The 24974-nt window shown below is 67.6% G+C and carries 20 protein-coding genes; 6 read left to right on the top strand and 14 right to left on the bottom strand.

What is annotated here, in order from left to right; all coding sequences use genetic code 11:
* Positions 1 to 119: 119 nt before the first annotated feature.
* A complete protein-coding gene (locus BLT96_RS07610) occupies positions 120 to 1043 on the bottom strand; it encodes a LysR family transcriptional regulator (protein WP_090846435.1) in 924 nt (307 codons plus the stop codon).
* A 180-nt stretch (positions 1044 to 1223) separates the two neighbouring features.
* Between BLT96_RS07610 and BLT96_RS07605 the strand changes: the two genes are divergently transcribed.
* The gene (locus tag BLT96_RS07605; RefSeq protein ID WP_157692196.1) at positions 1224 to 2183 is read left to right on the top strand and encodes a glycerophosphodiester phosphodiesterase family protein; all 960 of its coding nucleotides are present in this window, start codon (positions 1224 to 1226) and stop codon (positions 2181 to 2183) included.
* A 78-nt stretch (positions 2184 to 2261) separates the two neighbouring features.
* On the opposite strand, the gene BLT96_RS07600 is transcribed toward BLT96_RS07605, so the two are convergent.
* Positions 2262 to 3086, bottom strand: coding sequence for a Cof-type HAD-IIB family hydrolase (locus BLT96_RS07600; RefSeq protein ID WP_090863217.1), 825 nt, complete (start codon positions 3084 to 3086; stop codon positions 2262 to 2264).
* Positions 3087 to 4301: an NADP-dependent isocitrate dehydrogenase gene (locus BLT96_RS07595; RefSeq protein WP_090863214.1), complete on the bottom strand. Its 1215-nt coding sequence runs from the start codon at positions 4299 to 4301 to the stop codon at positions 3087 to 3089.
* A gap of 301 nt (positions 4302 to 4602) precedes the next feature.
* On the opposite strand from BLT96_RS07595, the gene BLT96_RS07590 reads away from it, so the two are divergent.
* The gene (locus BLT96_RS07590; protein ID WP_090863211.1) at positions 4603 to 5631 is read left to right on the top strand and encodes a LacI family DNA-binding transcriptional regulator; all 1029 of its coding nucleotides are present in this window, start codon (positions 4603 to 4605) and stop codon (positions 5629 to 5631) included.
* Positions 5632 to 5812: 181 nt separating this feature from the next.
* Positions 5813 to 6454 (top strand): deoxyribose-phosphate aldolase, encoded by a 642-nt coding sequence (gene deoC / locus BLT96_RS07585; protein ID WP_090863208.1) that lies wholly within the window; start codon positions 5813 to 5815, stop codon positions 6452 to 6454.
* Between the two features lie 46 nt (positions 6455 to 6500).
* On the opposite strand, the gene BLT96_RS07580 is transcribed toward deoC, so the two are convergent.
* The 4 genes from BLT96_RS07580 to BLT96_RS07565 all read right to left on the bottom strand — a co-directional run bounded on the left by BLT96_RS07580 (position 6501) and on the right by BLT96_RS07565 (position 11641).
* Positions 6501 to 7409 carry an IS3 family transposase gene (locus BLT96_RS07580; RefSeq protein WP_090864125.1) on the bottom strand — a complete coding sequence of 303 codons (909 nt, stop codon included), beginning with the start codon at positions 7407 to 7409 and terminating at the stop codon, positions 6501 to 6503.
* Positions 7358 to 7873 carry a helix-turn-helix domain-containing protein gene (locus tag BLT96_RS10815; RefSeq protein ID WP_090861460.1) on the bottom strand — a complete coding sequence of 172 codons (516 nt, stop codon included), beginning with the start codon at positions 7871 to 7873 and terminating at the stop codon, positions 7358 to 7360. Before BLT96_RS10815 ends, BLT96_RS07580 begins: the two co-directional genes overlap by 52 nt.
* A 201-nt stretch (positions 7874 to 8074) precedes the next feature.
* A complete protein-coding gene (locus BLT96_RS07570; protein ID WP_157692195.1) occupies positions 8075 to 10396 on the bottom strand; it encodes a DUF3825 domain-containing protein in 2322 nt (773 codons plus the stop codon).
* A gap of 234 nt (positions 10397 to 10630) precedes the next feature.
* Entirely contained in the window at positions 10631 to 11641 is a 1011-nt protein-coding gene (locus tag BLT96_RS07565) for an alpha/beta hydrolase fold domain-containing protein (RefSeq protein WP_090846422.1), read from the bottom strand.
* A gap of 183 nt (positions 11642 to 11824) precedes the next feature.
* On the opposite strand from BLT96_RS07565, the gene BLT96_RS07560 reads away from it, so the two are divergent.
* Positions 11825 to 13477 carry a RecQ family ATP-dependent DNA helicase gene (locus tag BLT96_RS07560; RefSeq protein WP_245719251.1) on the top strand — a complete coding sequence of 551 codons (1653 nt, stop codon included), beginning with the start codon at positions 11825 to 11827 and terminating at the stop codon, positions 13475 to 13477.
* Positions 13478 to 13503: 26 nt separating this feature from the next.
* Here the strand turns inward: BLT96_RS07560 and trmB are convergent, their stop codons facing one another.
* The 6 genes from trmB to BLT96_RS07530 form a co-directional block, all read right to left on the bottom strand.
* A complete protein-coding gene (gene trmB / locus BLT96_RS07555) occupies positions 13504 to 14358 on the bottom strand; it encodes a tRNA (guanine(46)-N(7))-methyltransferase TrmB (RefSeq protein WP_090863200.1) in 855 nt (284 codons plus the stop codon).
* Between the two features lie 56 nt (positions 14359 to 14414).
* Positions 14415 to 16226, bottom strand: a complete 1812-nt coding sequence (locus BLT96_RS07550) for an ABC transporter ATP-binding protein (RefSeq protein WP_090863198.1) — start codon at positions 16224 to 16226, stop codon at positions 14415 to 14417.
* Positions 16227 to 16450: 224 nt separating this feature from the next.
* Positions 16451 to 17923 (bottom strand): radical SAM/SPASM domain-containing protein, encoded by a 1473-nt coding sequence (locus tag BLT96_RS07545; RefSeq protein WP_090863194.1) that lies wholly within the window; start codon positions 17921 to 17923, stop codon positions 16451 to 16453.
* A 292-nt stretch (positions 17924 to 18215) separates the two neighbouring features.
* Positions 18216 to 18851, bottom strand: coding sequence for a 5'-deoxynucleotidase (gene yfbR, locus BLT96_RS07540; protein ID WP_090863191.1), 636 nt, complete (start codon positions 18849 to 18851; stop codon positions 18216 to 18218).
* Positions 18852 to 19040: 189 nt separating this feature from the next.
* Positions 19041 to 20708 (bottom strand): putative manganese-dependent inorganic diphosphatase, encoded by a 1668-nt coding sequence (locus BLT96_RS07535; protein ID WP_090863189.1) that lies wholly within the window; start codon positions 20706 to 20708, stop codon positions 19041 to 19043.
* A 160-nt stretch (positions 20709 to 20868) separates the two neighbouring features.
* On the bottom strand, positions 20869 to 21873 hold the full coding sequence (locus BLT96_RS07530) for an asparaginase (protein ID WP_090863186.1): 1005 nt from the start codon (positions 21871 to 21873) through the stop codon (positions 20869 to 20871).
* Between the two features lie 109 nt (positions 21874 to 21982).
* Between BLT96_RS07530 and BLT96_RS07525 the strand changes: the two genes are divergently transcribed.
* Both BLT96_RS07525 and BLT96_RS07520 read left to right on the top strand, forming a co-directional pair.
* Positions 21983 to 22657: a response regulator transcription factor gene (locus tag BLT96_RS07525; protein WP_090863183.1), complete on the top strand. Its 675-nt coding sequence runs from the start codon at positions 21983 to 21985 to the stop codon at positions 22655 to 22657.
* 52 nt (positions 22658 to 22709) lie between these two features.
* Positions 22710 to 23747, top strand: a complete 1038-nt coding sequence (locus tag BLT96_RS07520; protein ID WP_090863180.1) for a sensor histidine kinase — start codon at positions 22710 to 22712, stop codon at positions 23745 to 23747.
* On the opposite strand, the gene BLT96_RS07515 is transcribed toward BLT96_RS07520, so the two are convergent.
* On the bottom strand, positions 23710 to 24909 hold the full coding sequence (locus BLT96_RS07515; protein WP_090863177.1) for an MFS transporter: 1200 nt from the start codon (positions 24907 to 24909) through the stop codon (positions 23710 to 23712). The two genes, BLT96_RS07520 and BLT96_RS07515, sit on opposite strands and share 38 nt — an antisense overlap.
* Positions 24910 to 24974 lie beyond the last annotated feature (65 nt).

The following is a 24974-nucleotide window of genomic DNA, read 5'->3' as shown; positions in this document are numbered from 1 at the left end:
TTGACGTTTGGGCCACGTTTTCCCAGTTGGCAGAAATGTGTAGAAATAATATTCTACGTTAGCGCTTCGACGGCTCGGCGCCGCTCGCATCTGTGGGGCGACCATGGCGCCGTCCGGCGCTAGCTGTGGTCGCCCTGCCGGTATGCCTCGACATAGCCGCGCAGCAGCTCGAGGTAGCGGCTTGCGATGGGTGAGGGCGGCCGGTCGTGTCGCCGCACGTAGCCCAGCTCCATGCGCTCGTCGCTCTCGAGCGGCACGGCCACGATCTGGCTGCCGTTCAGCGCCTCGGAGAGGATGCCGGACGATATGGTGTAGCCTCCCAGCCCGATGAGGAGGTTGAACAGGGTGGCGCGGTCGGTCACGACGATGCTCTTCTCGGCTGGCTCCGTGATGTGGAGCTCCTCCGCAAAGTACGGCGAGTTGTGGATGCCCTGGTCGTAGCTCAGGCGCGGGTAGGGGCGCAGGTCGGCGAGCGTGACGGACGCGCGGCGCGCCAACGGGTTGTCGCGGCTCACGAAGACGTGCGGCGTTGCCGTGAACAGCGGCTCGAACGCGAGCCCGGCCGCGCGCACCGCGTTCGAGATCACGTCGTGGTTGAAATGGCTTCGGTACAGGATGCCCAGCTCGCTGCGCTGCACGCGCACGTCGTCCAGGATGCCGGCCGTCGTGGACTCGCGCAGCGAGAACTCGTAGCTGCTGGCGTCGTGCTCGCGCACAAGCCGCACAAACGCGTTCACCACGAACGCGTAGTGCTGCGCGGACACGCCAAACACGCGGCGCACGCGCGTGCCGCCCTTGTACTCAGACTCCAGAAGGTCCGCCTGCTCCACCACCTGCCGCGCGTACGAGAGGAAGCGCGTGCCCTCTTCCGTCAGCTCGACGCCCGTGCGCGACCGCGTGAAGATCGTGACGCCCATCTCGCGCTCGAGCTCTGCCACGGCCTTCGACAGGCTGGGCTGCGCTATGAACAGCCGCTCTGCCGCCGCCGTGAGGGAGCCCGATTCCGCCACCTGGATCACGTATCGCAGTTGCTGCAGCTTCATGTGCCACCTCCGTCCGGTCCATTCTGACACAACCGTCTGCCGCTCCGTCGCTCGCGCGGCCGCCGCAAAGGCGGAACATGGTAGGGAGCATGTCGCGGGCCACGGCCCCCGGGCGTGCCGCCAGCCAAGACACCCATGCCGCCTCCGCACATGCGACCGGCGCCAGAAGGGACCATCCATATGAGAAAAGCAACCACCACGCTCGCAAGGACCGCCGCGGTCGCATGTGCCGGCGTCGTCGCGACCGCCGCCCTGGTGTCGCCGCGCAAGAACGACTCGTACGTGGACGCGCGCTGGGGCAAGATCCGCCGGCACCGCTTTGCCCACCGCGGCTTGCACGACCGCGACCTCGGCATCCCAGAGAACTCGCTCGCAGCGTTCCGGCGTGCCCGCGACCTGGGCTTTGGCGTGGAGCTCGACGTCCACCTCACCGCGGACGGCCAGCTTGCGGTCATCCACGACGCCAACACGCGGCGCATGTGCGGACGCGCCCTCGTGGTCGAGAAGAGCGCCCTGCAAGATCTGCGCGAGCTTCGCTTGGACGGCACGGACGAGCGCATCCCGACCCTCGACGAGGCACTGTCCGTGTTCGACGCGGACTGCGAGGGCGACGCGGACCCGCTGCCGCTCATCGTGGAGGTGAAGACCGAGGGCGCTGCGTGGCCGCGCGTGGCGGAGCTCTGCCGCAAGACCATGGACGCGCTCGACCGTCACTGCGTCAGCTACTGCGTGGAGAGCTTCGACCCGCGCGTGCTTGTGTGGCTGCGCCGTCACCGCCCAGAGGTCGTCCGCGGCCAGCTGAGCAAGGACTTCCTCGCGTCGTCCGCCAAGCCCGCGACGCCTGCCCGCACGGGCGAGAAGAGCATGCCCGCACACCGGCAAGCCCTGGCCTCCTTCTGTGCCGCCGCGCGCGACGCGGCCGCGACGTCCATGGCCGCGAACTCCCTTGCGCGGCCGGATTTCGTCGCGTACAAGTTCGCGGATCGCTCGACGCCCGCGTTCAGGCTGGTTCAGGCCCTGGGTGCGAAGCCCGTGTTCTGGACCATCAAGAACCTGCAGGACCTCGCCGCTGCCGAGACTGAGGGCGGTGTCGCCATATTCGAGGGCTTCGTGCCGGATTCCACCCACGCCCAGGTGTAGGGCTGTATTCGGGCAATTGTGGGATTGCGCCCAGCCGCCAGGCTCTACCCAGCCGCCAGCCCGCGCCTAGCTGCCGGCCTACAGGAAGTAGCGCTCGATCGTCTCGGCCACGCCGTCGTGGTCGCAGTCGGCCGTGGTACGGACGTCTGCGGCCGCCAGCGCCTGCGGCGTGGCGTTTGCCATCGCGACGCCCAGACCGGCGCTGCGCAGCATGTCCAGGTCGTTGTCGCCGTCGCCCACGGCCACGACCTGCGACATCGTGATGCCAAGCTCGTCGCACAGGTGGGCGATGCCGCTGTCCTTGCGCACGCCGGGCGCCGTTATCTCCACCGATGCACCCTCCGCAAACGCGACCTGCACGTCCGCACCCGCAAGCTGAGCGCGCGTGCGCTCGCGCGCCTCCTGCGTAAAGTGATACAGGTTGATCTTGACGGCCTTGTTGGGATGCGCCTGCAGGAACTCGACGGGGTCGTCCATCTGCTCGTTCACCTGCGCCCACAGGCCCTTGTACTGGCCAAGCCCCAGCTCGTCCGCGCGCTCGACGTCCGCAAGGTTAAGGTATGCACCAGTCTGAGTCAGCACGTTCACCAGACAGCCGTTCGCAAGGCCCGCGCGCACCGCCTGGATCGCGCCGTGGTTGGGGATGGTGGTCACGCTCACGCTGCGGTGCTCCCACAGGTCCATCACCACGGCGCCATTTGCGCACACGGCATAGCGCACGGGCGCAAGGTCGTGCCTGAGCGGCTCGAGCTCGCGGTACGCGCGACCCGTGGCGATGGTCGCACACGCGCCGGAGTCGGTAAGCCGGCGCAGCGCCGCAGACGTAGCGGACGACACCCTCTTGTCCGTGGTCAGGAGGGTGCCGTCCATGTCGAGCGCAATCAGGCGGTACGTGCCCGCCATCTACGCAAGCTCCTTCGCAAGGCGGTCTGCGATTGCGAGGATGAACTCCTCCGTGTCAAGCTGCTGCGGGTTCGGCAGCGTGGTGATGCGCGCCAGATCGCCCGTCATCTTGCCGCTCTCGATGGTGCCGATGGTCGCCCTCTCGAGCGCGTCGGCAAAGCGCACCAGGTCGGGCGTGCCGTCCAGCTCGCCGCGCTTGCGCAGGGCGCCGGACCAGGCGAAGATGGTCGCGACGGAGTTCGTCGAGGTCCTCTCGCCCTTCAGGTGCTTGTAGTAGTGGCGCTGCACCGTGCCGTGCGCCGCCTCGTACTCCCAGTAGCCGTGGGGGCTCACCAGCACGGACGTCATCATGGCAAGGCTGCCGAACGCGGTGGAGACCATGTCGCTCATCACGTCGCCGTCGTAGTTCTTGCACGCCCAGATGAAGCCTCCCTCGGAGCGCATGACGCGGGCCACGGCGTCGTCTATCAGGGTATAGAAGTACTCGATGCCCGCAGCCTCGAACTTCTCCCTGTACTCTGCCTCGTACAGGTCCGCGAACACGTCCTTGAAGCGGTGGTCGTACGTCTTGCTGATGGTGTCCTTCGTGGCAAACCACAGGTCCTGCCTGGTCTCGAGCGCGTAGCTAAAGCACGCGTGCGCAAAGCCGGTGATGGAATCGTCCAGGTTGTGCATGCCCTCCACCACGCCGGGGCCCGCAAACTCGTGCACGGTCACGGACTGGGGCTCGCCGCCGTCCGCGGGCGTGTACGTGAGCTCGACCTTGCCGGGGCCGGGAACGCGCATCTCCACGTCGCGGTACACGTCTCCGTAGGCGTGACGCGCGATGGTGATGGGTGCCTTCCACGTGCGCACGTACGGCTCGATGCCCTTCACCAGGATGGGCGCGCGGAACACGGTGCCGTCCAGCATGGCGCGGATGGTGCCGTTGGGGCTCTTCCACATTTTCTTGAGGTCGTACTCCTCCATGCGCGCGGCGTTGGGCGTGATGGTGGCGCACTTGACGGCCACGCCCAGGCGCTTGGTGGCGTTGGCGGAGTCGATCGTGACCTGGTCGTCGGTGGCGTTGCGGTTCTCGAGCCCCAGGTCGAAGTACTCGGTCTTGAGGTCGACAAACGGAAGGATCAGGTCGTCCTTGATCATCTTCCACATGATGCGCGTCATCTCGTCCCCGTCCATCTCGACGAGGGGGGTCTTCATCAGAATCTTGGCCATCGAAACCTCCGAACGAGCGTCCGGGCGCCCCGGGCCGGCGGCCGCGGGCGCCAACCAGCGTTGAGCCTCACATCCGTGCGCATGGCGGCCAAGGGCGCGCGTACTTCTCGCCCGGATGCCGCATGCGCCCCTAGTCTAGCGGCTTTCTGGCGCCCGTCTGGGCGAGAAGTACCGCGCCACGTCGTTTTGTAGCGCAATTTAAACGTTTGCCTTCCGTTGGGGCACGCCGTACGGTCGAGTCGTGGCGCTTGCCCTACCATGGAGGGGACGTGGCGCGGTGCCGCGCGGGAGGGGAGGATGCATGACTGATACGCGCGTGACGGTGAGGGAGGTGGCCCGTGCGGCGGGCGTCTCCGTCGCGACGGTGTCGCGCGTGATCAACCACAACGGCCGGTTCTCTGCCCAGACGGAGGCCCGCGTGCGCGACGCGATCGAGCGCCTGCACTACCAGCCCAACCAGCTGGCGCGCGGCCTGCGCCAGCAGCGCGCGGAAGCCGTGGGCGTGATCGTGCCCAATATCAGCAACGAGTTTTTCTCGCGCATGATCGTGACGCTGCAGGCGGGGCTGTTTGCGGCGGGGCTCTCCATCGTGATCTATAACACCAACCACGACCCGGACATGGAGCGCCAGTGCCACGCGTCGCTCGCGGCGCAGCGCGTTTCGGGCATCGTGAGCGCAAACAGCCTGGAGGACGTGCGCGTGGCCGTGCGTCGCGACGTGCCGACGCTCTACATCGACCGAGAGGTGCCCGAGGGCGGCCTTGGCCCCAACGTCAGCTCCGTGATGAGCGATAACGTGGCAAGTGGGCGGCTTGCCGCGCAGGAGCTCGCGCGCTGCGGGTGTACGCGCCCGATGGTGCTGACGGCGACGGCCGGCTTTCCCGTGACGGAGGTGCGCACGCGCAGCTTTGCGCAGGAGCTTGCGCGCCTGGGCGTGTCCCTGGATGAGAAGCGCGTGATTCATCCGCCCGCGACTGACTTTCCCTCTGGCCACGACGCCGTGACGGCGGCGCTGGATGCGGGGCTCGACTTCGACGGCGTGTTTGCCCAGACCGACCGGCTGGCCATGGGTGCGCTGGAGGCGCTGCGCGAGCGCGGCGTGCGCGTGCCGCAGGACGTTGCCGTGGTGGGCCACGACGACATCCTACTCGCGCGGTTTGGCCGCCCGCCGCTGACGACCATCGCGCAGGACCCGGAGCGCATAGGCAGCCTGGCCGCGCAGATCATGCTGCAGATGGTGGCGGGGGAGCTTGAGCAGGGCCGCCACGAGCTTGTGCCCGTGTGTCTGGTGCGCCGCGAGTCCACCATGCGTGGGCAGAACGTGGCGTAGCGCCGGCCTGCGAGCCTTCGGGTCTGAGGCGCATGCTGGCTAGAGGCGCATACTGGCGAGAATCGCGTGGCCTTTGGGCCGAGGACGTTGACACGGGAAGAGTAAACGTTTACCCTTGCAGGCGACAACAGTGAGTAAACGTTTACTCACATGAGTGGGTGAGACGGAAGGGAAGCGCAAGATGGAGCTCAATCAGTACATGGACCACACGCTGCTTAAGCAGAACGCCACGCAGGAGCAGCTGGCGAAGCTGTGCGACGAGGCACGCGAGTACCACTTCAAGACTGTGTCCATCAACGGCACGTGGACGGCGTTTGCGGCGGAGCGGCTGAAGGGCACTGGCGTGGGCATCACCACGTGCATCAGCTTCCCACTAGGCGCATGCAGCACCGCCGGAAAGGTGGCGGAGGCCAGGCAGGCCGTGGAGGACGGCACCACGGAGATTGACATGGTCTTGAACGTGGGCAAGCTGCTGAGCGGCGACGACGACTACTGCACCAAGGACATCGCCGCGGTGGTCGAGGCGGCGCAGGGGCACCCCGTGAAGGTAATCCTGGAGTGCTGCCTGCTGGACGACGACCAGATCGTGCGTGCGTGCAAGTGCGCCGAGGCCGCGGGGGCCGCGTTCGTGAAGACCTCGACGGGCTTCAGCACCGGCGGCGCCACCGTGCACGACGTGGAGCTCATGAAGCGCACGGTGGGCGACCGCCTGAAGATCAAGGCCGCGGGTGGCATCCACACGCGCGAGGAGGCCCTCGCCATGATCGCGGCTGGTGCGGACCGCATTGGCGCGAGCGCGTCGATCGCGATCTGCTCGGAGTAGACGCGTGAACTGCGCCCCAAAACTTGGACGCGATAAATCATAACCGCTAGGCGGCCCCCCGGAGGGCCTGGTCCCGGAACTCGATCGGGGTCAGGCCCTTCAGCTTGGCCTGGCGCCTCGCATGGTTCCAATGGTGGATGTACGCCTCGAGGTCGCGCTTGAACTCCTCGAACGTCTCCCAGTCCCTGCCCCTGTAGAACTCGTCCTTCAGGTGGCCGAAGACCTGCTCGGTGGCGCCGTTGTCGATGCAGTTGCCCTTGCGCGACATGCTCTGCACGAAGCCGTTCTCCCTGAGCTTCGCGACGTAGGACACGTGCTGGTACTGCCAGCCCATGTCGGAGTGCAGGACCGGCGCCGCGCCCTCCGGCTTCGCCGCCACGAGCATTGAGAGCATCTCCTCCTGCTGAGCGAGGTCCGGATGCTCCGAGACCGACCAGGCCACGATCTCCTTGCTGCCGAAGTCGTACACGGGCGCGAGGTAGGCCTTGCCGAACCCGCACTTGAACTCGGTGACGTCGGTGCCCATCTTCTGCCAGGGGCCGTCGGCGGCGAAGTCGCGGCCGAGCACGTTCTCGAAGGTCTCGCCGACCTTCCCCCTGTAGGAGCTGTACCTGTGGTGGTCGGTCTCCCGGCGGATGCCGCACCTGAGGCCCATCTCGTTCATCATCTTGAGCACGGTCTTGTCCGCTATCCGCGCGCCGTCGACGGCGCGCAGCTCCATCGCCACCTGCCTGTGGCCGACGCCGTTGGGGAGCCTGCCGAAGATCTCCGTCACCCTGGCGCGCAGCTCCGGCCTGGTGGGGGCCTTGGGGTGCGAGACGGCGTAGTAGTAGCTCGACCTGGGGAGGCCGGCGGCCTCGAGGAGGTCGGAGAGGTCGTGCCGCCCTGAAAGCTCGGCGACCGCTAGGGCCTTCTCCCGGTTCGGGAGCGCAGCTCCGCCTTCAGGGCTATCGATTTTTTTAGGTACGCCACCTGCGCCTCGAGCCTCCTGACCTCGCGCTCGAGCTCCTGCTCGCGGGTCATCGGCGCGGCCTTCGCGCCCGACCCCCTCGGCCTGCCCTTCGGCTTGGGCCTCAGGGCCTCGGCCCCGCCCCCGCGGTACAGCCTGCACCACTGCTTCAGCGGCGTCGCGCTCGCGATGCCGAAGCGCTCCATCGCCTCGGGCTTGGCCATCCCGTCGTCGACCACGGCCCTGGCTGCGGCGACCTTGGTCTCGAAGTCGTATCTCGCGTGCTTCTCGCCCATTTTCAGCAGGCCGTCCCTCCCGGTCGCGCGGTACGTCTTCTGCCAGTTTCTCACAGCCTCGGCGGGCACGCCAAGCCCCCTTGCGACGGACCCGTAGCCGAGGCCCCTCTCGAACATCTCGGCTGCGCGCTCGCGCAGCGACCGGTCGTGCCTCAATCTCAGGTCGACGGACATGGAAAGCCTCCCATCTCTCGGACTTCTATTTCCCTGTCCAAGAAATGGGAGGCAGTTCACGCGTCGGCCCCGGGGCTTTTCATATGGCCGCTCCTGTGGAGTGGCCTCTCTTCTGAACAATAAAATGTCAAAGTAAAAAAGAGAGAGGGCCACGCTCGAGTAGCCCTCTCTCTTGGCATACGCCTTGTCTGACGCCGCGCTCTACTGCTGCACGGTGGTGCGGCTGAGCCATGCCGGCTGCTGCGCGCTGATGACGCGGGCGCACACGCGGGCGCGGTCAAGGCTCATGATGGTCGTGCCCTGGTAGTTGCCGGAGGGCTGCGGCGCAAGCACGAGCGCGCAATCCGCCTGCGAGTCGCTTACCAGGCACAGCGGCAACAGCAGCCTGATGGAGTCCGTTGTGGGATCGTACGCGGGCGCCGCGATACGGTAGCTCGCGCGGACGCGGCACAGCGTGAGGGCGAGCGCCTCGTCCAGTGCGCGGCCGAGCCTGCGATACAGACCGGGGTCGGACTTGATGGCGCGCGCAAGCAAGGCGAGGTCCTTCTCGCCCGCGGGGGCGCCGTCTGCCGCGACGGCCTTGTCCAGCAGGTCACGCGCCGTGGGCGACGCCTGAAGCTCGTCCTCCAGAAACGCGCGGGGCAGCACGCCCAGACGGTGCGTGAGGATGGCGTCCGTGTCCAGCACGGCCAGGCGGCTGGTGTCGGGCGTCACGTCGCCCAGGGCGTGCAGGTAGCTGACGGGCTGGGGCAGGGGGTCGAGCCTTGCCACGAGCTCGCCGCCCAGCTCGCCGGAGCCCGCGACGCAGAAGCCGGCGGACTTCCAGCGGATGTCGCCCTTGTTGGGCGTGAAGCACGCGTAGATGTCCTGGCCGAACGGGGTGAAGAGCCCCGTGTCGAACGCGGCGAGCGAGCCGTCGGCCGCCTGCGCCACAAGACCCTGAGACTGGGCGCGGTGGAACGTGACGCACAGGTACTCGCGCAGGATGCCGTAGCGGCTGGGCTTGCCGACGCCCTCGCCGGGGTAGTCCCAGTGCTCCGGCGCCGCCATGGTCGCGAGCGCGCCGAGGTAGGACTCCCACGAGCCCACCATCGCGAAGCGCGCGAGCTCGCGGATGGGGCTCGTGGCGGCGGTGCCGCGCGACGGGCCGGAAAGCTCGCTCCACGCGCCTTCGTCCACCGTGGGCAGGCCCTCGATCCCCACGGGCTCGTGCATGGCACCCGTGCCGTCGTCCCCGTCGATGCAGCTGATGCTCCAGCGCTTGCCGGCGCTGGCCTTGGCAGAGCGCTTCAGCGTGATGGTGACGGGCGTGCCGTCGTCCTCGTGCAGGTAGCGCAGGGGGAAGGTCACGCGGCTGCGCGTGCCGGTCAGAAGCGCCGTCGAGCGCGCGACGCTCCAGTCCTCGTCAAGCACGCCCATGACGTCCACGTCCAGCGGCAGCATCTGGTACAGCGCACGCAGGAACTCGTCCTTGCAGTGCACGTCGAGCGATATGGTCTGCGGCAGGTCGGACTGGGAGCTGAGGGCGGGGCCCTCCGGCTGTACCGCGTCGCCCTGCTGCTGAGGCGCGGGGCGCGCGGGCACGGCGGGGCGCTGCTCCTCGAACGAGAAACTTCCCTCCGCGGGCAGCGACCCCTCGGGCGCGGGCTCCTCGTCCTGCGTCGGGTCGTAGGTGATGGTGAGCGAGATGGACGGGGCGTCCTCGACCACGGGCGCCGCCTTGGGCTCTGGAGCGGCCTTTGCCGTGGCGTCCGGGTCCTTCTTACCCGCGGCGGGCTGCGTGGTGGGCGCGGGCTGCGGCGTCGCGACGGGCGCGGGCTCCGGCGCGGGCTCCGCCTGCGCCGCGGCTTCCGGCTTGGGGGCTGGCGCGGGCTGCGTCTGCGGCGCCGGAGAGGCCGCGCCTTGATCGGTCGTGGGATCGTACGTGATCGTGAGCTTGATGCCCTCGTGTTCCTGTGGGGTGGACTCGGATGTCGTCTCCGTCGGGGCCTCGACCTCGGTGGCGGTGACCGACGCGTCGGCTTTGGGCTCGGCAGCGGCTGCGTGCTGCGGCTGCGGCGCCTCGTCCTTCTCGCCCGCGGGCATTGCCAGCTCCTCCGTTGGCCGCGAGTCGGTCTTCGCCACAGGTTCCGGCGCTGCCTTTGGCGCCGGTTTTTGCTTCTTGTGGCGTGGCTTTGCGGGCTTTGCCACCTTGGCCGACTTCTTGCGCTTCCACGACTTGCCGCTCTGCACGGCCTTCTTCTGCGCGGAGGGCGCCTCGGCCGCGGCGAGGGCGGCGTCCAGCTCTGGGTTCGCCAAGAGCGTCGCGTACGTGCGCCCCTTCTTGAACACGGTCAGCTTCACCATGCCGTCCAGGGCGCCCAAAAGCTCCGTCACGTCCTTGCAGTCAAGGTCGTCCGGGGCTATGTCGTCTGCCGCCAGCACCTCCTCGAAGCGCTGTATGCGCTCCTGCTTTCCGGTTCCTACCTGGTTCTTGAAGAGGCGGTACAGGTACAGGCGGTTGCCTGCGGTGATTCTGGACATGATAGCGGGCCTTCCTATGGTTTTCGCGGGGGAGCGGGTCCCGGCGCGGTTGGTGTGTTTGAACGGTGCGGTGGTGCGTTTGTGCCGGGTGTGCCGCATTGGGGCGTCTGCGGCCGGCGTGCGACCGCGGCGGCATGCGTGCCACCCCGTGCCGCACGAAACCGCGCCGCCCGTGCAGGCGACGGCCGAGTGCGGCATTGTGCGGGCCGACACGTCGCGTGCCGGCCCCGGTGCCTAGTTCACCTTGCGCAGGACGCACTCCGCGATGCGCCTGCGGGCCTTGCGTGCCTCCGGGATGGGCAGCAGCGGCCAGTCGTGGTTCATGCCCTCGCCAATCACCATGTCGGACCTCACGCCCGCGGTGATCAGCTTCTGGGCAAGCCTCGCGCAGTCGGGATAGTAGATCTCCCGCGTGCCGGCAAGCAGAAGCACGTTGCGCAGGGCGCTCACGTCGCCGTTAATGGGGCTCAGGCGGAAGTTCTCTATCTCGTCCCCGTCGGCCCACAGGTCGCCCATCTGGGCCATGCCCCACGGCGCAAGCACCGGGTCCGCGTCAAAGTAGTCGCGGATCTTGGGGTTGCGCATCGACAGGTCAAGCTCCGGGCTTATGAGCACCAGGTTCGCCGGCTGCTCCAGGTTGTACTGCGGCAGGCTCTCCGCCAGGCCAAGTGCAAGGCCGCCGCCGGCGGAGTCGCCCATAAGCGTGATGGCGTCCGCGCCGTAGCGCTTGCACAGGTTCTCGTACACGGTGGTGAGCTGGGTGTAAGACTCGTCGTAGTCGTGCTCCGGCGCCAAGGGGTAGATCGGCACCACGATCTCCGCGCCCGTCTCCTGGCACAGCTTGTCCACAAAGCGCCAGTGCGCGGGCGTGATCTGGCTCACGTATCCGCCGCCGTGCAGGTACAGGACGGCATGCTCGTTCTTGCCGGTCGTCCCCACGTGGTAGACCTTCATGCCGTGGGACGTCTCGTCAAACACCAGCGACCTCAGGCGAAGCCACGACGGAATGTGGTACTCCTGCTCGTTGGCAACACGGCTCTTCTCGATGAAGTCGTCGTAGCGTCCCAGGTCCTGGCCAAGCACGACGTTGCGAAAGCCCGTGGCGCGCAGCGCGCCCTCCATCGCGGTCGCGACGCCCGAGCGCCCAAACTTCGAGCGGGACCACAGCTCAAAGCCGCCCGCTGCGGCCGCGGCACCCGCGATGGCCCCGGTGACGGAGAGTATGGTCTTGGTGGTCTTCTTCATGCGGGCTCCAATCTTCGATACATGCTCTCTAGTCTACCCCACGCGCCGCGGCGGCAGTCGGCGCATCCGGCGGACAGCGCGCCAGCGCGCGTGCGTCTAGCTGCGCATTGCGAATGCTTTTGCGCGTCTGCCGTGCTAACGTGGTGTGTCGGCAAATTCCGCAAGCGGTCAGGGGAGAAGCGCATGGCGTCACGGCAGGACCCGCCTCTTAAGTTCGACGCGCCCACCATGGCGGACGCAGAGGCGGCGCTCGCGCGCCACTTTGGCTACGCCAGCTTCAGGCCGGGGCAGGTCGAGGTCATCCGCGCCGTGCTCGCGGGGAGGGACGCGCTTGCCGTCATGCCCACAGGCGCGGGCAAGAGCGTCTGCTACCAGGTGCCGGCCGCGCTCATGCGTGGGCTCACCATCGTGGTGTCCCCGCTCATCTCGCTCATGGGCGACCAGGTCCGCGGCCTGCGCGAGGCGGGCATCCGCGGCAGCTACCTCAACTCCAGCCTCACGCCGCGCCAGCAGGCCGTAGTGATGGCCCGCGCGCTCGACGGCTGGTACGACCTCATGTACGTCGCGCCGGAGCGCCTGGCAGACCCGGCGTTTCGCGCGTTCGCCGCGCAGGCCCGCGTACCGCTCCTTGCCGTGGACGAGGCCCACTGCGTTAGCCAGTGGGGACAGGACTTCCGTCCCGCGTACACCGGCATCGCGGACTTCGTTGCGAGCCTGCCCGTGCGCCCGCCCGTCGTGGCGCTCACCGCAACGGCGACCGAGCGCGTGCGGCGCGACGTGGTCTCGCTCATCGGGCTTAAGGACCCGCAGGTCACGGTCACCGGCTTCGACCGGCCCAACCTCAGCTTCGCGAGCTTCGAGCTCAAGCCAAGGGAGCGCACGCGTTGGGTGTGCGCCTACGCCGCCGCGCACCCCGACGAGTCCGGCATCGTGTACGCCACCACGCGCAAGAGGGTGGACGAGCTTGCCCAGGCGCTGCGAGACGCCGGCGTGGCCGCCGTGTCCTACCACGCCGGCTACGAGGCGGACGCCCGCGAGGAGGCCCAGCGCCGCTTCGTGATGGACGACGCGCGCGTGATGGTCGCCACGAACGCGTTTGGCATGGGGATCGACAAGTCCAACGTGCGCTTCGTCGTGAACTGCGGGCTGCCGCTCTCGCTGGAGGAGTACTACCAGGAGGCCGGCCGGGCCGGCCGCGACGGCGAGCCCGCGGAGTGCTACCTGCTGTGGAGCCGCGGCGACATCCGCACGTGCCGCTTCCTCATCGACCGCGACGACCTTCCGGAGTCCACGCCCGCCGCGGAGCGCCAGCGCCTCGAGCGCTCGCGCCGTGCCCTTCTCAACCACATGGTCGACTACGCCCAGAGCGCCACGTGCCTGCGCCGGCGCATCCTCGCGTACTTTGGGCAGGACGTGTCCGCGCTGCCGGACAACTGCGGCTCGTGCTCCGTCTGCACCGGCGCCACGCCGGAGCGCTACCTCGCGCCCGCCCGGGCGTCGCACGCGTTCGGCCACGCCGCCTTTGACGACGAGCTCGACGCCGCAGGCGACGCCCGTCCCCGCTCCCGCCGCCGCGCCGCCGCGCGCGAGGAGGCGCTGGACTACGTTGCCACGGACGGCGACGAGGAGCTGTTCCAGCGCTTGCGCGCCCTGCGCAAGCGCCTTGCGGGCGAGAAGGGCGTGCCCCCGTACGTGATATTCAGCGACGCGACGCTCAGGGCCATGGTCCGGCGGAAGCCCCGCGACCGGGAGGCGCTGCTCCAGGTGCCGGGCGTCGGCACCACGAAGCTCGAGCGCTACGGGGACGCGTTCCTGGAGGAGTTGGCCCGCGGCTAGCGCGCCCGCCCGGGACGCACCCCGTGCTACAGATGCCGGTCGAAGTGCCCCTTGCGCGCAAGGTTTCGCAGGTTGATGACGGTGCCCTGCATGCCATGGGGAATGTAGTCCATGTGCTCCAGGTCGTCCGGAAGGTAGTCTATAAGGCTTAGCGGCATGGTCTGGCGCACGCGGCCGTCCGCGTCCAGCTTGGGCTCGCGCGCGGGGTCCGGCGTCGCCTCTATGGCCAGTACCTTCGCGCCCTGTGCGCTCAGACGCCGCTCGTACCAGCTCACGGGGTCATCGGGCCGCTCGGAGCGCGCATCCGCGGACTCCCACAGCGTGCGGAAGCCCGCAAGCGCCAGCTGCCCGCGCGTGAACTCCCACAGCGGGGAGCTGTCCGTCTTCAGCGTCACCACGCCGCCCGGGGCCAGCAGCCGGCGGTAGCGCACCAGGTTGTCCGCGTGCGTCAGGCGCTGCCAGGCCTCCTTCTTGCGCGGGAACGGCGTGGGAAAGTTCAAGATCACCTGGCTCAGCTCGCCGGGCGAGAAGTACTCCTCGAGCTTGCTGGCCACGCCGGGCGCAAACACCGCGTTTGCCACGCCGGCCTCCTGCGCCCGCTGCGCGGCGTACGCAATGCAGATCGGCTCCAGGTCCACGCCCACAAACAGCGTGCCCGGCTCGCGCTCTGCCGCCTCCACGGTCGAGGCGCCCTTGCCGCAGCCCATGTCCAGCACCACGCGGTCGTAGCGCGCGTGCGGCGCCACTGCGTCAAGCGGGTGGCAGGCCTCGGCCCAAAGCCCCGCGTAGCGGGCGGGGCTCGCCTCTATGGAGTCTGCGTAGCGCTCGAGCCGCTCCTCGAGCACGAAGTTCTTCGGTAGCCTTGCGTGAAGGGCGTGCATGGTGGTCTTCCTGTCGTCTTGTGTACGGCGGCTCGTCCGTCCGGTCCGCCGTCCCGTCAGTCCTGCGTGCGGCCGTCGCCAAACTGCATGCGATAGTAGCGGGCATACGTCCCGCCGCGTGCCAGCAGCTCGTCGTGCGTGCCCTTCTCGGCCACGCGACCGTGGTCGATGGTCACGATCTCGTCCGCGCCCTTGATGGTCGAGAGCCTGTGCGCGATCACGATGGTCGTGCGTCCGCGCGAGAGCTGCGCCAGCGAGTGCTGCACGGCCCGCTCGCTCTCGTTGTCGAGCGCGGAGGTCGCCTCGTCCAGAATGAGCACCTGCGGGTCCTTCAGGAACACGCGCGCGATGGCGATGCGCTGCTTCTGCCCGCCGGAAAGGCGCGCGCCGCGCTCGCCCACCGTGGTCTCGAACCCGTCGGGAAGCGAATCCACGAACTCCTCGATGTTCGCCTTGCGCGCCGCCTCGCGGATCTCGCGCGCGGTGGCGTCCGGCCGGCCGTACGCGATGTTCTCGGCGATCGTGCCGTCAAACAGGTACACGTCCTGCTGCACGATGCCTATGGCCTGCCGCAGGCTGCGCACGGTGACGTCGCGCACGTCCTGCCCGTCGATGGTGATGGACCCCGCCTGCACGTCATAGAAGCGGGGGAGAAGTGCGCAGATGGTCGACTTGCCGCCGCCGGACGGGCCCACGAGCGCCACCGTGCTGCCGGGTTCCACGGCAAGGTCGAGCCCGTGCAGGACCTCCGGGCCCTCGTCGTACGAGAAGCGCACGCCCCGGTAGCTGATGGCGCCGCGGGTGACGGCAAGCGGCCGTGCCCCCGGCGCGTCCCTGATGTCCGGCTCTGCCACCAGCACCTCCTCGAAGCGGCGGAATCCCGCGATGGCCTTCTGGAACGTCTCCGTGAAGTTCAGGATGTTGTCGATCGGGGTGGTGAAGAGCGTGATGTACAGAGCAAACGTCGCAAGGTCCTGCGGCTGCATCTGGCCCTTCGCGATGAGCCAGCCGCCCAGGCACACGATCACGGTGTACAGCGCGCCCATGAGCGCGGCGATGCCGGCCTGGTACGTGCCCATGGCGCGGTACATCCGCACCTTGGAGTCCAGGTACGCGTCGTTGCTGGCGCGGAACTTGTCCTTCTCCACGTCCTCGGCGGCAAAGCCCTTCACCACGCGGATGCCGGCGAGGCTGTCCTCCACGCGCGAGTTCACGCCGGAGATGCGCACGCGGTTCTCGCGGAAGATGGCCTTCATGCGCAGGTTCGCGCGAAGGTTGTACGCGGTCAGCACCACGAGCACCGCCGCGAGCACCAGCGTGAGCGGCACGTTCACAAACCCAAGGATCACGAACGAGCCCACGATTTCCACCGCGCCAATGAGCAGGAACTCCGGTCCGTGGTGGGCGGTCTCGCTGATGTCAAACAGGTCGCTCACCAGGCGGCTCATGAGGTCTCCGGACTTGTTGCGGTCGAAGAACGAGAAGCTCATGCGCTGGTATGCGGCAAACAGGTCCTCGCGCATGCGGCTCTCCATGCGGGCGCCCATCACGTGCCCCCAGTACGCCACGAAGTAGCGGCACGCAAAGCGCACGGCGTACATGGCCAGAAGGCCTGCCGCCAGATACCCCAGCGCGCCCAGGATGGCGTCCGCCCCCTGCGTGAACAGCCCGCCCGTGAGCGTGCGCAGGATCTGCGGGAACGCGAGGTCGATGCCCGCGACCACGACGGCACATGCGATATCGCCCACGAACAGGTGCATCTGCCCTTGGTAGTAGCCCAGGAAGCGTCTCATGAGCCCGGCGGTGGTGAGCCTGGGCGCGCCTTCCTGGTTGCGTGCGTCCGTTGCGGTCGTGCGGGTGTTCTGCATGCCTTGTCCTCCAAGCCACTGCGTGGCCGTTGCAATGTGTAGGGTGTGGGGCCGTCTGCCGGCAGCCGAGGAACCATCATAGCCCACGCCCACGGAGGCGCAGGTACGCATACGAATAACCCATCAGGGCGGGGCGCGCAAAGGACCCGGCGCCCGCAGGGTCTGCAGGCGCCGGGAGGTGTTTTGCATGTGTTGCGGGCACGGACGAGAAGAACGCGCGGACCTTAGTCGTCGAGCGTGACGCCAAAGCCCTTCTCGTCCTGCTCCTCGAGCATCTTGCCCTTCTGGTCGACGGGCATCATGGAGATGTCGTCCTCGTAGACCTTCTTGCCGGTGGGGTGCTCCTCCAGCCAGATCCTGTCGCCCACGGGTGCCCACGCCTTCGCGTACTCCGCGGTGCGGGCGCACAGGTGGTCGACGCTTTCCGGCGTGACGTACTCCGTGGACTTCGCGTCCGCGGCGTGGACCATCTTCGGCAGGACCTCGGGGTTCTCGAGCATGGGGCACGGGCGCAGCATGTTGTCGTTCCACGGCCAGTTGGCGCGGTACTGCTGGAACAGCGGCTGCTTCAGGCAGTCCAGCAGGCTCTGCTCCTTGATGTTGGCGTTGGAGTAGTGGATGAAGACGCAGGGCTCCACGTCGCCACGGGCCGTGATGTGGCAGAACACGCGTCCGCCGGCGATGCAGCCGCCCACGAACTCGCCGTCGTTCTGGAAGTCCATCACCATGATGGGCTTGCCGCCGTCGTAGGCGCGCACGTCGCGGATGCGCTTGATCATGTACTCGCGCTGCTCAAGCGTGGGCATGAGGTCGGCGTTGGCGCCCTCGCCCACGGGCATGTAGTGGAAGTACCAGGCCCAGAGGGCGCCCTTCTCGATGAGCATGTCGTAGTACTCGTCAGAGGTGACGGCCTCGACGTTGGCGCGGGTGTACGCCGTGGAGACGCCAAACGGGATGCCGTTGGCCTTCATGAGGTCGAACGCGGCCATGACCTTGTCGTAGTCGCCCTCGCCGCGGCGGCCGTCGTTCGCCTCCTTCGAGCCCTCGAGCGAGACGGAGAACAGCACGTTGCCCAGGCGCTTGCAATCGTTGCAGACCTGCTGGTTGATGAGGGTGCCGTTGGTATAGAGGCTGAAGAGCGAGTCGTTGTGCTTCTCGGCCAGCTTCACGATGTCCTTCCAGCGCACCATGGGCTCGCCGCCGGTCATGAAGAACCAGTGACAGCCAAGGTCGTTTGCCTGCTTCACCAGGGAGTCCATCTCGTCGAACGTGAGGTTGAGCGACTTGGAGTAGTCTGCGGCCCAGCAGCCCACGCAGTGCATGTTGCACGCGCTCGTGGGGTCGAAGATGATGATCCACGGCACGTTGCACTGGTTCTTCTGGGCAGAGATCGTGGTCTCGCGCAGGCCGCGGAACGCGGACTCGTACGCGCCGTTCAGAAGCGCGGTGTGAAGGATGTGCGGGTCGATCCTGCGCGCCATGTCGATGACCATGTTCTCCCACTTGGAGCCGGGGTAGAACGCTTCGCGCAGCGACTTCGCCATGTCGGGCGCGGTGCCAGAGAGCATCTTCTGTCCCATGTCCAGGAACTTCTCGATCGCCTCCTCGGGATGGTCGCCGCGGACCGCGTCGATCGCCTTGTCGAGCACGACGGAGAACGCCTTGCGCTCCGCCGCGTGCGCCAGCTTGTTCTGCATGAGAATCCACCAACCTCTCGGCCGCGACAGGGCGAGAAGAACGTGCCCACCGTCCTGCACCTGCGGCTGCTCTGCGCGGGACGCGCCGTTGCGCCCCTATCTTCCCATGCGTGGGATTCTAGCCGTTCGCGACTGCTGGGTCGTGCTGTTTTTTGAAGCAGAGTCAAAATTGAACGCATGAGTGACATTGCGTTTACATACAGACAGTTACAGGCAAATGTGTTCGAAAACGCACGATAGGGCCGCGGGCTGTGCGGACGCCCTTCTCGCCTGGCGGCACTGACGGGGCGCGCTACAGCAGCTCGTCCAGCGTCTTGCCGTACGGAGGCAGGAACTGCCGCACGAAGTCGTTCACCTCGGGGTAGCGCGCGGCCAGCTCGTCGACGGCCGCCTGCGTCGTGGCCTGGGCGCTCGCGAACTCCGCGTTGCCCACGTGGGCCTCGTCCAGGCACTTTATGAGGGCGGATATCTTGTCCGCCGCCTTCACCAGGCCGCGCAGGTACGCGTCGCCCTCCTGCGCCGCGTCGTCGCCGTCTGCCGTGGGAAAGAAGAGCTCCCGGTACGCGGGGGCAAGGTCCGGCGGAAGCTCGTCCAGAAGGCGCCGCTCCGCGCGCGCCTCCACGTCCTTGTACGCGCCCAGGATCTGGCCGTTCGCGTACTTCACGGGGGTGGGCATGTCGCCGGTGATGATCTCTGACGCGTCGTGGAACAGCCCCACGAGAGCGGCCTTGCCCGCGTCGAGCGAGCGTCCGTAGCGCACGTTTGCGATCGTTGCGAGCGCGTGTGCGATCACGGCCACCTCCAGCGAGTGCTCCGAGAGGTTCTCCGGGTGGGTGCTGCGCATGAGTGCCCAGCGCTCTATGTACTTCATCCTCGACACAAGTGCGAAGAAGCTCGACTGACCGAGCGTTTCGTCACGTTCCGCCATCAGACCTCCCAAATGACCCTTGCGAACGGTCCCTACCAAGTCTTGCACAAGTCTAGCGGGCGGCGTGGACGAAAAAAGGCCGGCCGGAGCGGTCACGGGGACCAATCCGGCCGGCCAGCTACGCAGCCATGCGATGCGTTGCGTCTCTCTTGCAGGGCTGCGCCTCTATCGAGCTCGTGCGAGCAGGCGCTACTCGTCTTCCTCGTCCATGTCCTGGAGCGTCGTCATCAGGGGCGGGATGACCTGCTTCTTGCGGCTGACGACGCCGGGCAGCGTTGCGATGCCGTCGACCGGGGTCACGCCAAACGTGCGCGCCACGATCTGGTCGGTGTTCGCGCCCCAGTACAGCATCTCGGTGGTCTGGGACTTCACGTCCGTGAACATGTAGAACACCATTGGGATGTCGTTCGCCGCCGCGGCCTCCTTTAGGTACGGCCCCACAAGAGCCTCGGCCGCCTTGCGGCTGGACTCCGTCATGAAGCTGCCCTGGCCAACGCCAAAGCGTGCGTGCCCGCGCGAGAAGACCTTGAAGTCAGAGTTGAAGACCTCCTCGGCGGTGCGGCCCGTCAGGTCCGCGCCGGCGTCGAACATGGCGTCCGCGTACTCGTCGATGTCCACGCCCGCGATCTTCGCGAGCTCGCGGCCGGCGTACCTGTCGCGGTCGGTGCAGGTGGGGGAGCGGAACGCCAGCGTGTCGGACAGGATGGCGGACAGCATAAGGCCCGCGATGTTCTGGGGGATCTCGACGCCCTTCTCCTGGTAGATGCTGAAGAGGATGGTGTTGGTGCAGCCCACGGGCTCGTTGCGGAAGTACGCGGGGGAGCTCGTCTCGATCGTGCCGATGCGGTGGTGGTCGATGATCTCCATGATCTCGGCGCGCTCGAGGCCGCTCACCGCCTGGCTGCGCTCGTTGTGGTCAACGAGGATCACGTGCTTCTTGTTCACGTTGATCATGTTAGGCGAGCTCACGACGCCCACGTAGCGGCCGTCCTCGTCCATCACGGGGAAGAAGCGGTGCTGCGAGTTGGCCATGACCTTCAGGGCGTCGTCCACGGCCGTGTTGACCGAGAAGCGCAGGACCTTGTCCTCGGGCAGCATCTCGGCGGAGACGGGCGTCGCCATGGGGATGAGGCGTGCGGCGGAGTACGTGTCGTACGGGGTGGTGAGCACGGTGCAGCCGTTCGCCTTCGCGGCCTCGATGACGACGTCGGACACGGACGCGCCGTTGCAGACCACCAGGCAGCTCGCGCCGGCCTCGACCGCGTAGCGCTGGGTCTCGTAGCGGTTGGTCACCAGGACGATGTCGCCCTTCTCGATGTTGCCCTCCATCATCTCGGGCGTGGTGCCGATGCGGATGTTGCCCTGGCAGATGCGGTCGGCGGGGTCGCCAAGCACCATGGTGCCCTTCAGCGTTTCGAGCACGTTGGAGAAGAGCGTCTTCGCGGTAGAGAGCATGGCGGTGTCGAAGATGTCCATGTTCGCGCTCGCGATGTCCTTCACCGCGATCAGGCCAAGGAGGTCGTTCTTCTCGTCCGTGATGCACAGGGTGCTGGTCTTGAGGTCGCGCATGAGGTTCCACGCCGAGAAGAGCGAGGTGTCCGCCTCGATGCTCCTCTGCTTGGAGATCTGGGTGTCCTTGATTTGCGGGGCGACGCTCGTGATGAGCTCGGGCTCCTCGAAGCCGAAGGTCTTGAGCGCGAACGCGGTCTCGCGGTTGATGGCGCCGGCGCGGCGGGGCTCGTACTCGATGTCGCTGATCTGGTTCTTGAGGTACGCATACGCGATGGCAGAGCAGATGCTGTCTGTGTCGGGATGCAGGTGACCGATGACGTTGACCTTGCGGATGGCCTCGGGCATTGTTGGACTCCTTAACGTCAAATGAACACCAAACCGTGTTCATTTCCTTATGCATGACTCATCATCATGGCACAAGTTCCCTGCGTGGGCGGGAAGATTGGCCATGGGACACCAACTGCATATAGACGGCGCCATGCGCGGACAGCGGTGCGCGTGGGCGCTACGGCTCGGCGCGGTCGTGGTTCACGGGACGCAGGAACAGCTCGCGCACGCGGTTTGGGTCCTTTGACTGGCCCAGCGCCCACATGGTCTTCGCGACGAGCGCCTCCGTGGACATGTCCGCCCCCTTCAGGATTCCGGGGTGGTTGGAGTACGCGCGCCCGACCTCGTACACGCCCAGGTCGAGCCCCTCCTCCGGCACCTGCGTCGTCAGCACGAGCGTGCGGCCGGAGTCCACCCAGTCGAAGATCGCGCGCCTGAACGCGTTGCCGTCGTAGTCCGGGATGCCGCCGATGCCAAACGTCTCGAGGATGATGGCGTCGTAGTCGTCCTTCAGGAGCGAGAAGATCTGCGGCCTGAACTCCGGGGTCAGCCTCAGCACGATGACGCGGTCGTCCATGGCGCGGAAGCGACGCCACGGGAGGTCCTTCTCCCTTGGCGGGCGCCCGCCGCTCCAGAGCACGCGGTCGCCCCTGACGTAGGCCAGGGTGGGGAAGTTCATGCTCACGAACGCGTTGTAGCTCATGGTGCGCTGCTTGTGGGCACGCGTGCCGGCGATGACCTTGCCGCCGAACACGACGCACACGTCGCGCGCGGCGTCGTCCGTGGCCACGAGCAGGCTCTGGTACAGGTTGAGCTTCGCGTCCGTGAACGGCGCGGCCATGGGCTGCTGCGAGCCCGTGAGCACGATGGGCTTGGAGCCGCCCTGCAAGAGGTAGCTGAGCGCTGCCGCCGTGTACGCCATGGTGTCCGTTCCGTGCAGCACCACGAAGCCGTCGTAGTCGTCGTAGCGCCGGGCGAGGCCGTCTGCGATCTGCATCCAGTCGCGCGGGCGCATGTTGGTGCTGTCGATGTTCATGGGCTGCACCACGTCGATGTGGCAGAGGCTGTCGATGAGAGGCACGCGCTCCACCAGCTCCTCGCCGGTGAGGCCGGGCGCGAGGCCGTCCTTGTGGGGCAGCGACGCGATGGTGCCTCCCGTGGCCATGACAAGTATGTTCTTCAAGAGCGCCCGCCTTCCGTCCTTCTGCCGTGTGCAGGTTAGCGACAACCCATGATGGTACACTGATTCGACCCGTTGGCGACGCTTTAGAGGAGGCGCTCCGGTCTTGCAGATGCACGACAGGCTGCTTGTGGTCGAGGACGACCCAAAGCTGAGGGAGGAGCTCGTGGCGCTCCTGGGGAACAACGGATACCAGCCGTGCGCCCTCGAGGCGTTCGACGACGTGGTGGGGCAGGTGCTTGCCGCCGGGGCGGACCTGGTGCTTCTGGACCTGAACCTGCCGGGCGTGGACGGCCAGTACGTGTGCCGCGAGGTGCGACGCGAGTCCGACGTGCCCATCATCGTGGTGACGAGCCGGGACGGGCAGATGGACGAGCTTCTGAGCATGAGCTTTGGCGCCGACGACTTCGTGGCGAAGCCGTACAACGCCCCCGTGCTGCTTGCGCGCATTGCGCGCCTGCTTGAGCGCGCATATGGGAGCGCCAGCCGCTCTGCCGTGCTGGAGCGCGGCGGCGTGCGCCTGGACTGCGACCGCTGCGTGGCCGAGCACGGCGGACGCTCCGTGGAGCTCACGAAGAACGAGCTCAGAATCCTCTCGCTCTTGATGCGCAACGCCGGCAAGGTGGTGAGCCGCCAGCGCATCCAGGAGGAGCTGTGGCAGACGGACGAGTTCGTGGACGACAACACGCTGACCGTGAACGTGAGCCACCTGCGCCAGACGCTCGCCTCCATAGGGGCGCGCGACTTTGTGCAGACACGCCGCGGGCTGGGCTACCTCGTCTTGTAGCGCGCGGGTGCGCGGTGTCACGCGACGCCGCGGTGGGGAGGACTGACGGCACATGGGCTTCTGGTCGTATCTCGTAGACAGGCTCGCGATAGTCGTGGGGCTTGTGGCGGGGGTGCTGCTATCGGGGCTGGCGCTTCTCGCCCGCGGCGTGGACGTGCGCGTGTTTGTCGAGGTGGCGTGCGTGGTGTGCGCGTGCGTGCTTGCGGGGCTGCTGCTTGACTGGCTGCGGCGGCGCGAGTTCTTCTGCCGGTTGCGGGAGGCGCTGGACGCGCTGGACAGCAAGTACCTGGCGAGCGAGCTGGTGGGAAGGCCGACCACCCTGGAGGGGCGGCTGATGTACGACGCGCTCGCGCGCGAGTCGAAGGCGATGACGGACGAGGTGGAGGCGGAGCGCCTGGCGCAGCGCGAGTACCGCGACTACGTGGAGACGTGGATCCACGAGGTGAAGACGCCCATCGCCGCGGCGCGCCTTGTGGCCCAGAACCATCCGGACGCCGCGACGGCCGCCATGGACCGCGAGCTGGTGCGCATAGAGGGCTATGCAGAACAGGCGCTCTATTATGCACGGAGCACCTCGGTCGACCGCGACTTTGCCATCCGCAGCGTGTCGCTGGACGAGCTGGTGCGCGGCGCCCTGAAGGCGAACGCCCGGACGCTGATTGACGCTCGCATAGCCCCCGAGCTGGGAGACCTTGACTTTAAGGTGCGCTGCGACCCAAAGTGGCTGACGTTTGTGCTGGGTCAGGTGCTGGTGAACGCCGCAAAGTACCGCAAGCCGGTGGGGCCCGACGGCGTGCTGGAGCCCGCGAGGCTTCGCATAGGGGCAAGGCGCCGCCAAAGCGAGGCAGACGCGCGCGTGACGGTGCTGAGCATCGCCGACGAGGGGGTCGGCATTCCCTCCGAGGACGTGGACCGCGTGTTTGACAGGGGGTTTACCGGCCAGAACGGCCGTCGCTTTGCGAAGTCGACCGGCATCGGTCTCTATCTGGTGCGGAGCCTGTGCGAGAAGATGGGGCTTCGCGTGACGCTTGCGTCGCAGGTTGGCCGCGGCACTACCGTGAGCATCGAGTTTCCGGACTCGGGCCGGTAGCGCGGCGGTCGCACACCGTGAGGCTGCAGGTCATCACCACAAGCAGCACCGCGGCGACGACCGGCAGCAGAAGCGGGGACACCCCCTCCACCACCAGACCCATGAGCGGCGGAAACGCCATCGATCCCACGTATGCGCACGCCATCTGCATGCCCATGAGCGACTGAGCGCCGTCCGCCCCAAAGCGCTTGGGCGTGAGCTGGATCATCTGCGGGTAGATCGGGGCGCAGCCAAGCCCCAGCAGCGCAAGTCCCGCGCCCAGGGCCACGACCCCCGGCGCCACGAGCATCGTCACGATTCCCAGCGCCATGACGACCTCGCCCAGCCTCAGCAGCTGTCTGCCGTCGAGCCTCAAGGTGAGCACGCCCGAGAGGAACCTGCCCACGGTGATCCCCGCATAGAAGAGCGAGGCGAGAAGGGCGGCGGTCTGAGCAGAGACCCCATGCCCAAGCACGAGGAACGTCGAGGCCCAGAGCCCGCACGAGGACTCGAGCGCGCAGTAGCACAGGAAGCCCGCCATCGCCTGGGGCACGCCGGGCCGCGAGAGCAGCTCCCTGCGCGTCGCCGTGGCGCGCCCGGCGCCGTGCGCCCCGCCCCTCTCGCCCGCGCCGCCCTTGCGGTCGTGCCACAGCGGCAGGCTCAGCGCGATCGCCGCCACGAGCGCCACCTGCACCACGCCCACCACGCGATAGCCTCCCGGCCAGCCGGCGGCGCCAGACATCTGCCAGGACATGACCATGGGTCCCGCGGCCGCGCCGATGCCCCAGCAGCAGTGCAGCCAGTTCATGTGGCGCGCCGCGTAGTGCGTCGCCACAAACGCGTTCAGCGCTGCGTCCACGGCGCCCGCGCCCAGGCCGTACGGGATGGCCCAGAGCACCAGCTGCCACAGCGCCGTGCACGTGGAGAAGCCAAACAGCGCCACGGCCGTCAGGGCCACGGACGCGGCCGTGAGCCTGCCCGTTCCCAGGCGCCGCACGAGCGTGTCGGTCATGAGGCTCGAGACGATGGTCCCCAGGCAGATGACGACCGATATCGCGCCGGCGAGCGACACGGCGGCGCCCAGATCCGCGTGCATGGCGGGCCAGGCGGCGCCCAGAAGGCCGTCGGGGAGCCCAAGGCTCACGAACGCGAGGTAGATGATGGCAATAAGTGCATGGGTCATGGGGTCAGCCTCTCTTGGGTCTCTCGTGTTGTTGGTGGGTCCCGGGGTTGTCGGCGGGTCCCGGG

The sequence above is a fragment of the Parafannyhessea umbonata genome (assembly GCF_900105025.1).
Taxonomy (GTDB): Bacteria; Actinomycetota; Coriobacteriia; order Coriobacteriales; family Atopobiaceae; genus Parafannyhessea; species Parafannyhessea umbonata.
This window is presented reverse-complemented; position numbering and strand designations above follow the sequence as displayed.